Raw genomic sequence first — 15082 nt, 5'->3', positions numbered from 1 at the left:
GCGCACCCGGCGGGGGTTCGGTGGTGCTGCTTGAGTGTTGAGACGGCGCGCGTCAGGCGCTGCGGTCGAGCGCGCGCAGCGAGCGGTCCGTGATGGAGCGGGCGCCGCGGCCGATCGCGACCAGGCCGGACTGCACCAACTCCTTGATGCCGTAAGGCTCCAGCATCTTCAGCATGGCCTCCAGCTTGTCCGACGAGCCGGTCGCCTCGACCGTCACCGCGTCGGGCGACACGTCGACGGTCTTGGCGCGGAACAGCTGGACGATCTCGGTGACCTGGGAGCGGGTCTCGGCGTCGGCGCGGACCTTCACCAGCACGAGTTCGCGCTGGACGGCCTGCGCCTGGTCGAGCTCCACGATCTTGATCACGTTGACCAGCTTGTTGAGCTGCTTGGTGACCTGCTCCAGCGGCAGCTCCTCGACGTTGACCACGATGGTCATCCGGGAGATGTCGGGGTGCTCGGTCGGGCCGACCGCCAGCGAGTCGATGTTGAAGCCGCGGCGGGAGAACAGCGCGGCGATCCGGGCGAGCACGCCGGGCTTGTTCTCGACCAGGACCGACAGGGTGTGCTTGGACATGGTGGTCATCGCTTTCCGACTCGTCAGTCCTGGTCGTCGCCGAAGTCGGGGCGCACGCCCCGGGCGAACTGGATCTCGTCATTGCTGGTGCCGGCCGCGACCATCGGCCAGACCATCGCGTCCTGGTGGACGATGAAGTCGATGACCACCGGGCGGTCGTTGATCTCCATGGCCTGCTTGATGACGGCGTCCAGGTCCTCGGGGCGCTCGCAGCGCAGACCGACGCAGCCCATCGCCTCGGACAGCATCACGAAGTCCGGGATCCGGGTGCCCTGGGCGGGCTGCTCGATGCCGTCGTGGCCGGGGCCGGAGTGCAGGACCGTGTTGGAGTAGCGCTGGTTGTAGAACAGCGTCTGCCACTGGCGGACCATGCCCAGCGAGCCGTTGTTGATGACCGCGACCTTGATCGGCAGGTTGTTCAGGGTGCAGGTGGTCAGTTCCTGATTGGTCATCTGGAAGCAGCCGTCGCCGTCGATCGCCCAGACCGGGACGTCCGGCTTTCCGGCCTTGGCGCCCATCGCCGCCGGGACGGCGTAGCCCATGGTTCCGGCGCCGCCGGAGTTCAGCCAGGTCGCGGGCTTCTCGAACTGGATGAACTGGCTGGCCCACATCTGGTGCTGGCCGACGCCCGCCGCGTAGATCGCGTCCGGGCCGACCAGCTTGCCGATCCGCTCGATGACCTGCTGCGGCGACAGCATGCCGTCGGGGGCGGGCTCGTGACCGATCGGGTAGGTCTGCTTCCAGTGGTTGAGCTTGGTCCACCAGTCCGCGTAGTCGCCGCGGTGGCCGGCGTCGAACTCGGCCTGGACGGCGACGATCAGGTCGGCCAGCACCTCGCGGGCGTCGCCGACGATCGGGACGTCCGCCGGGCGGTTCTTGCCGATCTCGGCCGGGTCGATGTCGGCGTGCACGACCTTGGCGTTCGGGGCGAACGAGTCGAGCTTGCCGGTGACCCGGTCGTCGAAGCGGGCGCCCAGGGTGAACAGCAGGTCGGACTTCTGCAGCGCGGTGACCGCGGGGACCGAGCCGTGCATGCCGGGCATGCCCAGGTGCTGCGGGTGGCTGTCCGGGAAGACGCCGATCGCCATCAGGGTGGTGACCACGGGGGCGCCGGTCAGCTCGGCCAGGATGCGCAGCTCGGCGCCGGCGTTGGCCTTCAGCACGCCGCCGCCGACGTACAGCACCGGGCGCTTGGAGCCCACCAGCAGCTTGGCGGCCTCGCGGATCTGCTTGGCGTGCGGCTTGGTGACGGGGCGGTAGCCGGGCAGCGAGGCCTCGACCGGCCAGCGGAAGGTGGTGGTGGCCTGCAGGGCGTCCTTGGCGATGTCGACCAGCACCGGGCCGGGACGGCCGGTGGCGGCGATGTGGAACGCCTCGGCGATCACCCGGGGGATCTCGGCGGGGTCGGTCACCAGGTAGTTGTGCTTGGTGATCGGCATGGTGATGCCGCAGATGTCCGCCTCCTGGAAGGCGTCCGTGCCGATCGCCTTGGAGGCGACCTGGCCGGTGATCGCGACCATCGGGACCGAGTCCATGTAGGCGTCGGCGATCGGGGTGACCAGGTTGGTGGCGCCGGGGCCCGAGGTGGCCATGCAGACGCCGACCTTGCCGGTGGCCTGCGCGTAGCCGGTCGCGGCGTGGCCGGCGCCCTGCTCGTGGCGGACCAGGATGTGCCGGACCTTGGTGGAATCCATCAGCGGGTCGTACGCCGGGAGGATGGCGCCACCCGGAATGCCGAAGACCGTGTCGGCCCCGACGGCCTCGAGCGAGCGAATGAGCGACTGCGCGCCGGTCATGGTCTCGATGGTCTGCTGACCCGGAGCGTGGGCGGCCGGGTGGTCCCCACGACGGGGGGTTGCGGCGTGCTCAGTCATCTGCCTGTCTCTTCTCGGGTTCTGCTCGGGGTGGCGCCGGCCCGGGTGGCGGTGGCTCCCTGGGCGGTCTCCGGCGGTGCCTCGATCGTCCGGATTTCGGGGGGTTGAGGCCAGGATTCCTGCGGTGGCCGACCCGGATTCGTGCAACAAAAAACCCCTCGTGCCAAGGGCATGCGAGGGGGAGGCGCGTCAGGCTGTTCTTCAGCCGACGCGCCCGCCAAGTACGAGAATTCGGGTGGTCATGGCACCGACCTTCCTCCCACGCAGCGGTGGGTGTCAAGCTGGTGGGACCGACGTCTCACCATTCGGGCCGCCGATCGGACCCCCGACGGTGTGGCGTTGCGGCAGCTCAAGGCCGCTGTGGAGGTGCCCCGGACGGCCTGCCGAAGCCTCCGCCAGGCCACCTGTGCGGGGCTCGGGGGTGAGCAGCGGGCGCCGGCCGGGGTGGCCCTGGCCGGGGCGCGGGACGGGGTAGCCGCGGCGCAGCAGGGCGCGGCGCAGGCGCAGTTCGTCGAGCGGGCGGTCGAAGGCCAGGCCCTGGCCGCGCCGGCAGCCGAGTTCCTGGAGCACCGCGATCTGCCGGGGGTGGTCGACGCCGTCGGCGCCGGTGACCAGGCCGAGGTCCCGGCCGAGCCGCAGCGCGTGCCCGGCCAGCGCCCGGGTGAGGGTGGAGTCGGCGATGTCCTGGACCAGGCTGCGGTCCAGTTTGAGCGCGTCGAACGGCATCCGGGCGAGCGCCCCGAGCGAGCCGCCGCCGGCGCCGAACCCGGCGAGTGCGGTGGACACCCCGAGCCGGCGCAACGCCGCCAGCCGGCGGCCGAGTTCGTCGGCGAGCGCGTCGGGGCCCATCCGGGAGACCTCCAGGACGAGCAGGTCGGGCGGCAGTTCGGTGTCCCGCAGGGCGCCGGCCAGGGTCTCGTACATGCCGGGGGCGCAGAGCCGTTCGGCGGCCAGCCGGACGGTGACCGGGACGGGCGGCGCGGCGGGGCCGTCGGCGCGGCGGCGGGCGGCGGCGGCGACCGCCTCGGTGACCAGCCAGCGGGCGAACCGGGTGGCGCCGTCGCCGGTGTCGGCGGTGCGCAGGAACTCGGCGGGGGTGAGCAGCAGGCCTTCGGCGGAGCGCCAGCGGGCCTGTGCCTCGACGCCGGTGAGCCGGCCGCCGGCCAGTTCGACCACGGGCTGGTGGAGCAGCGCGAAGGAGCCTTCGCGGACGGCGGCGCGCAGCCGTTCCTCCAGTTCGCCGCGCCGGTCGAGTTCGGCGCGCATCGCCGGGGTGTAGAGCACCACCCGGCCCTTGCCGCGGGACTTGGCCTGGTACATCGCCAGGTCGGCGTTGCGCAGCAGTTCGTCGGCGGCGCTCGCGGCCCGCGCGTCGGCGCTGCGGGCGAGGGCGTCCTCGTCCTCGCCGGGGACGGGGTCGGGGGCGGGCGGCGGGGCGTCGGGGCCGAACGCGATGCCGATGGAGGCGGCGACGCCGAGTTCGGCGCCGCCGATCCAGTACGGCTCGGAGAGCGCGGCGCGGATGCGTTCGGCGAGGTCGCGGACCTGCGGGTGGCCGAGCCGGCCGCGGACCAGGACGGCGAACTCGTCGCCGCCGAACCGGGCGACGGTGTCCTCGGTGCGGACGGCGGTCTGGAGCCGGCGGGCGGCCTGCACCAGGAGTTCGTCGCCGACCTGGTGGCCGGCGGTGTCGTTGACGGCCTTGAAGCCGTCCAGGTCGAGGAAGAGCACGGCGACGGCGGTGCCGGCCGGGCCCTGCGCGGAGAGCGCGGCCCGGACGCGGTGCGCGAACAGCGCCCGGTTGGGCAGGTCGGTCAGCGGGTCGTGGAACGCGTTGTGCTGCAACTGGGCCTGCAGGCGCACCCGTTCGGTGATGTCGCGGCTGTTCAGGATCAGCCCGTCGCGGTACGGGTTGACGGTGGACTCGACGTGCAGCCACTCCCCCTCGCCGGAGCGGATCCGGCACTCGACCCGGGCGGAGGGTTCGCCGTTGTGGAACCGGGCGCCCCGGGCGCGGGCCAGGATCCGGCGCACCTCGGCGAGCACCCGGTCGACGTCCTCGGGGTGCACCAGGTTGAGCAGGTTGCCGCCGACCAGCTCCTCCGGGTCCCGGTTGTAGACCCGCAGCGCGGCGGGGCTGACGTAGGACAGCGCCCCGGACGGGCCGGCGATCATGATGACGTCGCTGGAGCCCTGCACCAGGGAGCGGAAGTGGGCTTCCTTGGTGGCGAGTTCCTGGGCCAGCGAGAGGTTGTCGATCAGCATGACGCCCTGACGGATGATCAGGGCCAGTCCGACGGTGCTGGCGGCGGCGAGCATCACCCGGTCCAGCGGGCGTCCGCCGAGCGCGTTGTACAGGATGCCGGCGGTGCACACCGCGGCGGCGGCGTAGGGCGTGAGCGCGCTGAAGGTGGAGGCGACCCGGCGGCGCGGCGAGCCCTGGGTGGAGGGGTGTTCGCGGCTGGGGCGGCGGGTGTGCGACCAGGGGGCCCAGGCGAGCAGCAGGGAGCCGGCGAACCAGCCGGCGTCCAGCAGCTCGCCGGAGTGGTAGTCGCTGTGGAACTGCGGGGTGGTGAACAGCGCGTCGCACACCACGGTGACGGCGAGGCCGATCATCGCGGTGTGCACGGCGGCCCGATTGCGGTCCCGGCCACGGACGTTGAGGCCGACCACCAGGCTGACCAGCAGGATGTCCAGCACCGGATAGCCGAGGCCGAGGGCGAGCTTCAGCGGGTCGTCGCCGTCGCCGGCGGCGACCCGGCCGAGCGCCAGGCTCCAGCTGAGGGTGAACAGCGAGCCGGCCACCAGCCAGGCGTCCAGCACCAGGCAGAGCCAGCCGGCCGGATTGCGCGGGCGCTGGGCGAGCACCAGCAGGCCGGTGATGGCGAGCGGGGCGAACAGCAGGAACGGGAAGTCGGCGGCGGAGTCCGGCGGCAGCGGCCGGCCGAGCACCACCTCGTACCAGCCCCAGACGCCGTTGCCGAACGCCACCACCGCCGAGGAGAGGCCGAACAGCAGCCAGGCCGGACGGGTGTGGCCGCCGACCGCGATGCCGTGCGCGAGGCAGGACAGGGCGGCCGCGAGGGCGGCGGCAGCAAGGCCGAAGTCCCCCATGAACAGGGCGAGTTCGCACGATCCCCAGCCGATCCCGGCACCCACCGCGTAGCCGGCGCAGAGCACCGCGAGCAGCGCGGCCGTGAGCCGGCGCAGGGCGGGGCGGGCAGGCAGCACCGATTCGGTGGAGTTCATCGACATCTCCCCCTCCGGCCCGTGGCCGTACCGGTGTTCCCGCTTCGGACCCTACACCAATCCGGTCACGCACCGGCACGCATACTCAACTCAGCGTAATGACTGCCAGGTGGGGCGGGGGCCCTTCGGAACGGTGTCGCCCGTTCGGCCCAGACCGGCGGGAGAGCGACGGCCACCCGTGGCCCGCCCGGGGCCCAGTCAACTCCCGTTGCCCACCCGACCCTTGACGGCCCGCCAGTGGACCTTCGGAGGTGGTTCTCGTCCCGAAAACGACGGTGCCCGCCCCCACCTCGGGGACGGGCACCGTGCGGAGCGGCTCGGCCTCAGGCCAGCTTCTCCAGGATCAGGTCCTTCACCTTCGCCGCGTCGGCCTGCCCGCGGGTGGCCTTCATGACCGCGCCGACCAGCGCGCCGACCGCCTGCACCTTGCCGTCGCGGATCTTCGCCGCGACGTCCGGGTTGTCGGCGATCGCCTGGTCGACGGCCGCGCCGAGCGCCGAGTCGTCGGAGACCACGGCCAGGCCGCGCTTCTCCACGACCTGGTCCGGCTCGCCCTCGCCGGCGAGGACGGCCTCGATGACCTGGCGGGCCAGCTTGTCGTTCAGCTTGCCCTCGGCGACCAGCGCGCAGACCCGGGCCACCTGGGCCGGGGTGATCGGCTGCTCGGACAGCTCGGTGCCGGTCTCGTTGGCGCGCCGTGCCAGCTCGCCCATCCACCACTTGCGGGCCTGGTCGGCGGGGGCGCCGGCCGCGATGGTCTCGGTGATCGGCTCGACCGCGCCGGCGTTGAGCACCGACTGCATGTCCTGGTCGGACAGGCCCCACTCGGCCTGCAGCCGGGACCGGCGGACCCGCGGCAGCTCGGGCAGAGAGGCCCGCAGCTCCTCGACCCAGGCACGGGCCGGGGCGACGGGGACCAGGTCGGGCTCCGGGAAGTACCGGTAGTCCTCGGCGTTGTCCTTGATCCGGCCGGAGGTGGTGGAGCCGTCCTCCTCGTGGAAGTGCCGGGTCTCCTGGACGATCGTCCCGCCGTCCGTCAGCACGGTGGCGTGCCGCTGGATCTCGAACCGGGCGGCCCGTTCGACGCTGCGCAGCGAGTTGACGTTCTTGGTCTCGCTGCGGGTGCCGAACTTCTCGGTGCCGTTGGGGCGCAGCGACAGGTTGACGTCGCAGCGCATCTGGCCCTTGTCCATCCGGGCCTCGGAGACGCCCAGCGCCTTGATCAGCTCGCGCAGCTCGGCGACGTACGCCTTCGCCACCTCGGGGGCCCGGTGGCCCGCGCCCTCGATCGGCTTGGTGACGATCTCGATCAGCGGGATGCCGGCCCGGTTGTAGTCGAGCAGCGAGTACTCGGCGCCGTGGATGCGGCCGGTGGCGCCACCGACGTGGGTGGACTTGCCGGTGTCCTCCTCCATGTGGGCGCGCTCGATCTCCACGCGGAAGATCTCGCCGTCCTCCAGCTGCACGTCGAGGTAGCCGTTGAAGGCGATCGGCTCGTCGTACTGGCTGGTCTGGAAGTTCTTCGGCATGTCCGGGTAGAAGTAGTTCTTCCGGGCGAACCGGCACCACTCCGCGATCTCGCAGTTCAGCGCGAGACCGATCCGGATCGCGGACTCCACGCCGACCGCGTTGACCACCGGCAGCGAGCCGGGCAGGCCGAGGCAGGTCGGGCAGGTCTGCGAGTTCGGTTCCGCGCCCAGCTCGGTGGAGCAGCCGCAGAACATCTTGGTCTTGGTACCCAGCTCGACGTGGACCTCAAGGCCCATCACCGGGTCGTACGAGGCGAGAGCCTCCTCGTAGGAGACCAGGCTCATGACGCTCACAGCGTCCCTTCTTCAGTCATGGGAGGTTCAGCCGAGCAGGACGTCGTCGTCGCCGAGCCGCTTGAGCTCACGGACGAGGAGCGCGGTGCCGGTGATCAGGGCGGCGGCGCCGACCAGGGCGTTGATCAGCTTGAGGGTGTCGTCGTCCTCACGGGCGCTGCGGACGTCCTTGACGATGGAGATCGCCCCGAACGCGCTGGTGCCGATGGACAGCCACAGGCCGGGCTTCGAGTGCTTCCAACCCTTGGCCTTCTCGATCTTGCTCACAGTGCCGGTGCCTCCTCCAGCAGGGTGTGACCCCACTTGTCGTTGAGCGCGGCCTCGACGGCGCCGCCCACGCGGTAGAGGCGGTCGTCCGCCATCGCGGGGGCGATGATCTGCAGGCCGACCGGGAGATTGTCCTCCGGGGCGAGCCCGCAGGGCAGCGACATGGCCGCGTTGCCCGCGAGGTTCGAGGGAATGGTGCACAGGTCGGCGAGGTACATCGCCATCGGGTCGTCCGCCCGCTCGCCGATCGGGAAAGCCGTGGTCGGCGTGGTCGGCGAGATCAGCACGTCGACGCCGGCGAACGCGGCGTCGAAGTCGCGGGAGATCAGCGTCCGGACCTTCTGCGCCGAGCCGTAGTAGGCGTCGTAGTAGCCGGACGACAGCGCGTAGGTGCCGAGGATGATGCGGCGCTTGACCTCGTCGCCGAAGCCGGCCTCCCGGGTCAGCGCGGTGACCTGCTCGGCGGAGCGGGTGCCGTCGTCGCCGACCCGCAGGCCGTAGCGCATCGCGTCGAACCGGGCCAGGTTCGAGGAGCACTCGGACGGGGCGATCAGGTAGTACGCGGGCAGCGCCAGCGTGAACGACGGGCAGGACACCTCGACGACCTCGGCGCCCAGCTCGCGCAGCAGCTCCACCGACTCGTTGAAGCGCTGCATGACGCCGGCCTGGTAGCCCTCGCCGGCGAACTCCTTGACGACGCCGATCCGCATGCCGCGGATGTCGCGCATCTTCGCGGCCTCGACCACGGCCGGGACGGGCGCGTCGATCGAGGTGGAGTCCAGCGGGTCGTGGCCGGCGATCGCCTCGTGCAGCAGCGCCGCGTCCAGCACGGTGCGGGCGCACGGGCCGCCCTGGTCGAGCGAGGACGAGAAGGCGACCAGGCCGTAGCGGGACACCGAGCCGTAGGTCGGCTTGACGCCGACGGTGCCGGTGACGGCGCCGGGCTGGCGGATCGAGCCGCCGGTGTCGGTGCCGATCGCCAGCGGCGCCTCGAACGCGGCGAGCGCCGCCGCGGAGCCGCCGCCGGAGCCGCCGGGGATCCGGGTCAGGTCCCACGGGTTGCCGGTCGGGCCGTACGCCGAGTTCTCGGTGGAGGAGCCCATCGCGAACTCGTCCATGTTGGTCTTGCCGAGGATGACGACGTCCGCGTCCTTCAGCCGCCGCGTCAGGGTGGCGTCGTAGGGCGGGATCCAGCCTTCGAGCATCTTCGAGCCGCAGGTGGTCGGGATGCCCTTGGTGGTGAAGACGTCCTTCAGCGCCAGCGGCACGCCGGCCAGCGGGCTGAGCTGCTCGCCCTTGGCCCGCTTGTCGTCGACCTTGCGGGCGGCGGCCAGCGCGCCCTCGCCGTCGACGTGCAGGAAGGCGTTGACCTTCTTGTCGACGGCGTTGATGCGGTCCAGGTGGGCCTGGGCGACCTCGACGGCCGAGACCTCGCCCTTGGCGATCGCGGAGGCCGTCTCGGCCGCCGTGTACTTGATCAGGTCGGTCATCTCGGTCAGTCCTCCCCGAGGATCTGCGGCACGCGGAAACGCTGGTCCTCACTCGCCGGGGCGCCGGACAGCGCCTGCTCCGGGGTCAGCGACTGTCGCACCTCGTCCGCCCGCATGACGTTGCTCAGCGGGAGCGGGTGGGAGGTCGGCGGGACGTCCTGCCCCGCGACCTCGGAAACGCGGGCGACCGCGCCGATGATCACGTCGAGCTGCTCGGCGAAGTGGTCCAACTCCTCCGCCTGCAACTCCAGACGCGACAGCCGGGCGAGGTGGGCGACCTCCTCGCGCGTGATGCCAGGCATGCAGCGATCCTCAAGGGTGAGTTCCGGTGGACCGGGCGGCCCTGGGCACACCCGTCCTTTTGGTCTTGAGGGCCCATCCTATGGCCACCGGGACGCGGTCCAGGGGACGCGTGGGGGCACCGCCCCTACCGCCGGGGCCGGGAGAGAACCGCGCGGGCCGCCGGGCAGGCGCGGAAAGGTCCGCCCGAGGACCGGACTCCCCTCCCCGGACGGACCCCTCAGGAGCGTTATCGCGGCACCGAGGAGACCGGCGCCGCCCCGGTCTGCCGCACCTGCACCGGCGCCGCCCCCGTCTGCCGCACCTGCAACCACGCGGTGGCCTGATCGGCGGGCAGCGCGGCCGACACCAGCCACCCCTGCACGGCGTCGACCCCGAGGTCGTGCAGGCGCTCCCACGTCTCGTCGTCCTCGACGCCCTCCGCCACCACCGTCAGCCCCAGCGAGTGCGCGAGCTCCACCGAGCAGCGGACCACCGCCGCGTCGTGGTCGTCGGCGACCATCCGGGAGACGAAGGAGCGGTCGATCTTCAGCTCGCCGACCGGGAGGCTGCGCAGCCGGACCAGCGAGGAGTGCCCGGTGCCGAAGTCGTCCAGCGACATCCGCACGCCGTAGCGGCGCAGTTCGGCGAGCGTGTCGGCGGCCCGTCGGCTGTCGTCCAGCAACAGCCGTTCGGTGATCTCCAGTTGGAGCGCCTCGGCCGGAACCTGGTGCCGGGTGAGGTGTCCGGCGACCCGGGCGGCGAAGCCCGGGTTGAGGACGTCGCGCGGCGAGACATTGACGGCGACCGGCACCATCAGGTCCTGGTGGCGCCAGCGGGCGATCTGCCCGACGGCGCTCTCCAGGACGTAGTCGGTGAGCCGGGGCATCAGGCCGGAGGACTCGGCGAGGCTGATGAACTCGTCGGGGGGCACCCGGCCCTGGCCGGGCCGTTCCCAGCGCACCAGCGCCTCCAGGCCGACCACCCGGCCGTCGAAGGCCACCTTCGGCTGGTAGTGCAGGGCGACTTCGTTCATCTCCAGCGCCCGCCGCAGGTCGCCGAGCAGGCCGATCCGGTACGGGGTGTCCAGGTCCCGGGCCTCGTCGTACAGTTCGACGCCGCTGCGGCTGTGCTGGGCGTGGCCCATCGCCACGTCGGCGCGCCGCAGAAGCGATTCTGCATCCGGGGCGTGCGTCGGGTGCACGCAGACCCCGGCACTGGCCTCCAGCACCAGCAGCAGCCCGTCCAGCCGGATCGGCGCCGCGAGTTCGGCGATCAGCCCCTGCGCGATCCGCTCCAGCAGCTCGGGGCTGCCGACGCCGGGCAGCAGCACCGCGAACTCGTCGCCGCCCATCCGGGCCACCACCGGGCGTTCGCTGCGGCGGCGCACCTGCGGGGGCAGCACGGCGTCGTCCGGGCCCTGCGCGAAGCTGGGGCCGGAGCGCAGCGCCCGGTGCAGCCGGCGGGCGATGTGCACCAGCAGCCGGTCGCCGGCCGTGTGTCCGAGTGCGTCGTTCAGTGACCGGAAGCGGTCCAGATCGAGCAGGATCAGGCCGACGCTGTACCCGGGTTCGCCCTCGTGCGCGGCCAGCGCCTCCTGGGTGGCGATCAGCAGGGCCTGCCGGTTGGGCAGGTCGGTCAGCGGGTCGGTGAGCTGGTCCCTGGCCCGATCGCGGGCGATCCGCCACGCGGCGACCAGCACGGCCAGCGGAACCGCGAACAGCGGCAGCAGTTCGGGTTCGTAGCGGTACACCAGGACGGCCAACGGGATCAGCGGCGCGGCGCCGGCCAGCAGGACGCCGAACAGCAGCACCGCCCCCGCCATCCCCTGCGGCGGGCGTGTGGGCGCGCCGCCGGTCGTACGATCCATAAGCCCAGTCCTCCGTCGGGCCCGCCCCCGCTGGGCCGCCTCACGGTGAGGCACCCCCTCCTCGGGATGCCGGTGGACGTCAGACGAGGGCGTGTCCCCGGGGCTCCGGCAGAACCGGTGCCACACACTCCTGCTGACAGTTCGTAGCGCCCAGGGTAAGCCGGGGTCCGCCGTACGGGCGCACTTTCCGGTCACCTCCGAGCGCGACGTCATCTCCGCGCGCTGCTCGATGACACAATGCCCGATTTCGCTCTCGAACACCCGACTGACGCGGCATCAGGACGATAACGACCTGTCAGGAAACGTTCTTCTCCGGTGCTTTTCCGGCATTCTCCTCGTCGACTGCGCCGCCCCCGCCGGCTGCGGCGTCCTCGCCCTCGACGGGCAGCCCGAGGTGCCGGCGGGCGGCGTCCGCGCCCTGACCGAGCAGCACCTCGAAGCCGGCGTCGTCCAGCACCGGAACGCCGAGCTGCACCGCTTTGTCGTACTTGGAACCGGGATTGTCCCCGACCACCACGAAGTGCGTCTTCTTCGACACCGAGCCGGTCACCTTCGCGCCCCGCGAGGTCAGCGCCTCCTTCGCGCCGTCCCGGGTGTGGCCGGCGAGCGTGCCGGTGACCACCACCGTCAGGCCCTCCAGCGGGCGTTCGCCCTGCTCCTCGCCGGCCTCCTCGGTGAACCGCACCCCGGCGTCCCGCCACTTCCGGAGGATCTCGCGGTGCCACTCCTCGGCGTACCACTCCTTGACGGACCGGGCGATGGTCGGCCCGACGCCCTCGACGGCGGCGAGTTCGGTCTCGTCGGCGGCGAAGATCCGGTCCAGGTCGCGGAACTCGCGGGCCAGCTCCTGGGCGGCCACCGGGCCGACGTGACGGATCGACAGGCCGTTCAGGAAACGCCACAGCGGGCGGTCCTTGGCCGCGGCCAGGTTGTCCAGCAGCACGCCGGTGTTCTTCTTCGGCGCGCCGGCGGTGGTGGCGAAGAAGGACGTCTGCTTCTCCTTGCCGGTCTTGTCGTCCAGCTTGGGCATGCCGGTCTTCGGGTCGCGCACCAGCACCTTGATCGGCAGCAGCTGCTCCTCGGTCAGCCCGAAGATGTCGCCCTCGTCCTTGACCGGCGGGTCGGCGGGCTCCAGCGGCTGGGTGAGCGCGGTCGCCGCGACGTAGCCGAGGCCCTCGATGTCCAGGCAGGACCGCCCGCCGAGGAAGGCGATCCGCTCCCGGACCTGGGCCGGGCAGAACTGCGCGTTGGGGCAGCGCAGGTCGATGTCGCCCTCGGACATCGGGCGCAGCTCGCTGCCGCACTCCGGGCAGTGCGTGGGCATCTCGAAGGCCCGCTCGGTGCCGTCGCGCAGGTCGTAGACCGGGCCGAGGATCTCCGGGATCACGTCGCCGGCCTTGCGCAGCACGACGGTGTCGCCGAGCAGGACGTCCTTGGCCTTGACGATCTGCTGGTTGTGCAGCGTCGCGTACTGCACCATCGAGCCGGCCACCTTCACCGGCTCGGCCAGCACCGCGTACGGGGTGGCCCGGCCGGTGCGGCCGATGCCGATCTTGATCTCGGCGAGCCTGCCGGTGACCTCCTCCGGCGGGTACTTCCAGGCGATCGCCCAGCGCGGCGACTTGGAGGTGGAGCCGAGCCTGCCCTGCAGGGCGATCTCGTCGACCTTGACCACCACGCCGTCGATCTCGTGCTCGACGGAGTGCCGCTGCTCGCCGAAGTGCTTGATGAACGCCCGTACGTCGTCCAGCGTCCCGACCACCTTGTTGTGCCTGGCGGTGGGCAGGCCCCAGTCGTGCAGCAGCCGGTAGGCGTGCGACTGGCAGTCGATGTCGAAGCCGACCCGGGCGCCGATGCCGTGCACCACCATCCGCAGCGGGCGGGCGGCGGTGACCAGCGGGTCCTTCTGGCGCAGCGATCCGGCGGCGGCGTTCCGCGGGTTCATGAACAGCCGGATCATCGCCCGGGGCCGCTTGCCCTCCTTGGCGCGCTCCTCGTTCTCCTGCCGGCGGCGCTCGTTCTCCTCGGCGAAGGAGGCGTTCAGCGCGTCGAACTCCTCGGTGGGGAAGTACACCTCGCCGCGGATCTCGACCAGCGCCGGGATGTCGTCGCCCTTGAGCCGGTGCGGAATCTCCTTGATGGTGCGGACGTTGGCGGTGATGTCCTCGCCGACCCGGCCGTCGCCGCGGGTCGCGGCCTGCACCAGCGCACCGTTCTCGTACGTCAGGTTGACGGCCAGGCCGTCGACCTTCAGTTCGCACAGGTAGTGGTACTCGATGCCGGCGAGCTCGGTGGCGACCCGCTCCGCCCAGGCCGCCAACTCCTCGGCGTCCATCGCGTTGTCCAGGCTGAGCAGCCGCTCGCGGTGCTCGACCGGCGCGAACAGCACGGTGGGCGCGCCGCCGACCTTCTGGGTCGGCGAGTCGGGCGTCACCAGTGCCGGGTGCTCGGCCTCCAGCGCCTCCAACTCGCGCATCAGCGCGTCGAATTCGGTGTCGCTGACGGTCGGCGCGTCCAGCTCGTAGTACCGGGACCGGTGTTCCTCGATCTCGGTCGCCAGTTCGGCGTGCCGGGTCCGCACCTCCGCCGGGACGTCCTCCCAGCCCTCCACAGCCGCCACCGCGCCGTCCTCCTCGCTCGTCACTCCGGGTTGTCCACCAGGCTCCGCGCCGCCCTCACGGCCTGTGACAGCGCCCGCCGGGCGTACGCCGGGGACGCCCCCGCCAGCCCGCACGTCGGCGTCACCACGACCCGGCGGCCCAGGAGCTCCGGCGCCAGCCCCAACCTGCGCCACAACGTCCTGACACCCTGGACACTACCGGCCGGGTCCGACACTGCTTTTGATTGGACCGCAGCCGTGTCGGTGGACGGCACCACGCCGGCGAGGATCAGCGTTCCGCCCTCGATCGCCTCGCCGAGGTCGTCGTCGTGACGCTCCGTCAACAGTCCGAAGTCCAGGCTGATCCCCGCCACCCCCGCCCGACGCAGCAGCGGGATCGGCACCTCGGGCGCGCAACTGTGCACCAGCACGGGCGCGTCCAGGCCCCGGATCACGTCCCGCAGCGTCTGCTCGGCAACCTGCCGGTCGATCGCCCGCAGCCGCTGGAACCCGCTCGCGGTCTTCACCGACCCGGCCAGCACGGCGGGCAGCAGCGGCTCGTCCAGCTGCAACACGACCGTCGCGCCCGGCACCCGGCGGCGGACGTCCTCCAGGTGTCGGCGCAGCCCCTCGGTCAGCGACTCCGCGACGTCCCGGCAGGCGCCCGGGTCGCTGAGCGCCTTCTCCCCGTGCTTCAGCTCGATCGAGCCGGCCAGCGTCCACGGCCCGACCGCCTGCACCTTCAGCAGTCCCCGGTACCCCTGGGTGTACTCCTCCAGCGCGTCCAGGTCCTCCCCCAGCCACGACCGGGCCCGCTTGGTGTCCCGCCCCGGACGGTCCGTGAACCGCCACCCGCTCGGCTCCGTCTGCACGAACAGCTCGGTCAGCAGCCCCGCCCCACGCCCGATCATGTCCGCCCCGGGCCCCCGCCCGGGCAACTCCGGCAGGAACGGCACCTGCTCCAGCTCCGCCGTCACCCCGCGCGCCATGTCCCGCACATCCCCACCGGGCATCGACCCGATCCCGGTAGCGGCCCCGGCCAGGTCCCCGAAAA

At 72.1% G+C, this 15082-nt stretch carries 10 protein-coding genes; all 10 read right to left on the bottom strand.

The window, feature by feature from the left end; all coding sequences use genetic code 11:
* Positions 1–52: 52 nt before the first annotated feature.
* The 10 genes from ilvN to ACIQF6_RS12980 all read right to left on the bottom strand — a co-directional run bounded on the left by ilvN (position 53) and on the right by ACIQF6_RS12980 (position 15041).
* Positions 53–577: an acetolactate synthase small subunit gene (ilvN, locus tag ACIQF6_RS13025; protein WP_043916846.1), complete on the bottom strand. Its 525-nt coding sequence runs from the start codon at positions 575–577 to the stop codon at positions 53–55.
* Positions 578–600: 23 nt separating this feature from the next.
* Complete coding sequence (locus ACIQF6_RS13020) at positions 601–2451, bottom strand: acetolactate synthase large subunit (protein ID WP_400893688.1); 1851 nt, start codon at positions 2449–2451, stop codon at positions 601–603.
* Between the two features lie 276 nt (positions 2452–2727).
* On the bottom strand, positions 2728–5700 hold the full coding sequence (locus ACIQF6_RS13015) for a putative bifunctional diguanylate cyclase/phosphodiesterase (protein ID WP_400893686.1): 2973 nt from the start codon (positions 5698–5700) through the stop codon (positions 2728–2730).
* A 323-nt stretch (positions 5701–6023) separates the two neighbouring features.
* The gene (gene gatB / locus ACIQF6_RS13010) at positions 6024–7514 is read right to left on the bottom strand and encodes an Asp-tRNA(Asn)/Glu-tRNA(Gln) amidotransferase subunit GatB (protein WP_400893922.1); all 1491 of its coding nucleotides are present in this window, start codon (positions 7512–7514) and stop codon (positions 6024–6026) included.
* Between the two features lie 36 nt (positions 7515–7550).
* A complete protein-coding gene (locus ACIQF6_RS13005; RefSeq protein WP_400893684.1) occupies positions 7551–7790 on the bottom strand; it encodes a hypothetical protein in 240 nt (79 codons plus the stop codon).
* Entirely contained in the window at positions 7787–9280 is a 1494-nt protein-coding gene (gatA, locus tag ACIQF6_RS13000) for an Asp-tRNA(Asn)/Glu-tRNA(Gln) amidotransferase subunit GatA (protein WP_400893682.1), read from the bottom strand. Before gatA ends, ACIQF6_RS13005 begins: the two co-directional genes overlap by 4 nt.
* Before the next feature lie 5 nt (positions 9281–9285).
* A complete protein-coding gene (gene gatC, locus ACIQF6_RS12995) occupies positions 9286–9582 on the bottom strand; it encodes an Asp-tRNA(Asn)/Glu-tRNA(Gln) amidotransferase subunit GatC (protein ID WP_035866399.1) in 297 nt (98 codons plus the stop codon).
* A gap of 227 nt (positions 9583–9809) precedes the next feature.
* Positions 9810–11429 carry a putative bifunctional diguanylate cyclase/phosphodiesterase gene (locus ACIQF6_RS12990; protein ID WP_400893679.1) on the bottom strand — a complete coding sequence of 540 codons (1620 nt, stop codon included), beginning with the start codon at positions 11427–11429 and terminating at the stop codon, positions 9810–9812.
* A gap of 295 nt (positions 11430–11724) precedes the next feature.
* Entirely contained in the window at positions 11725–14073 is a 2349-nt protein-coding gene (gene ligA / locus ACIQF6_RS12985; protein ID WP_400893677.1) for an NAD-dependent DNA ligase LigA, read from the bottom strand.
* On the bottom strand, positions 14070–15041 hold the full coding sequence (locus ACIQF6_RS12980) for a methionine synthase (RefSeq protein ID WP_400893920.1): 972 nt from the start codon (positions 15039–15041) through the stop codon (positions 14070–14072). Before ACIQF6_RS12980 ends, ligA begins: the two co-directional genes overlap by 4 nt.
* Between the last annotated feature and the right edge of the window lie 41 nt (positions 15042–15082).

It is taken from the genome of Kitasatospora sp. NPDC092948 (assembly GCF_044754805.1).
Taxonomy (GTDB): Bacteria; Actinomycetota; Actinomycetes; order Streptomycetales; family Streptomycetaceae; genus Kitasatospora.
The sequence above is the reverse complement of the archived record's forward strand: the minus strand, read 5'-3'. Positions and strand labels throughout refer to the sequence as shown.

Bases quoted from the DNA above. Each gene is read 5' to 3' on its own strand.
- ACIQF6_RS13015 (WP_400893686.1), bottom strand. From the start codon at position 5,700: ATGAACTCCACCGAATCGGTGCTGCCTGCCCGCCCCGCCCTGCGCCGG.
- ACIQF6_RS12990 (WP_400893679.1), bottom strand. From the start codon at position 11,429: ATGGATCGTACGACCGGCGGCGCGCCCACACGCCCGCCGCAGGGGATG.
- gatA (WP_400893682.1), bottom strand. From the start codon at position 9,280: ATGACCGACCTGATCAAGTACACGGCGGCCGAGACGGCCTCCGCGATC.
- gatC (WP_035866399.1), bottom strand. From the start codon at position 9,582: ATGCCTGGCATCACGCGCGAGGAGGTCGCCCACCTCGCCCGGCTGTCG.
- ilvN (WP_043916846.1), bottom strand. From the start codon at position 577: ATGTCCAAGCACACCCTGTCGGTCCTGGTCGAGAACAAGCCCGGCGTG.
- gatB (WP_400893922.1), bottom strand. From the start codon at position 7,514: ATGAGCCTGGTCTCCTACGAGGAGGCTCTCGCCTCGTACGACCCGGTG.
- ACIQF6_RS13020 (WP_400893688.1), bottom strand. From the start codon at position 2,451: ATGACTGAGCACGCCGCAACCCCCCGTCGTGGGGACCACCCGGCCGCC.
- ACIQF6_RS12980 (WP_400893920.1), bottom strand. From the start codon at position 15,041: ATGCCCGGTGGGGATGTGCGGGACATGGCGCGCGGGGTGACGGCGGAG.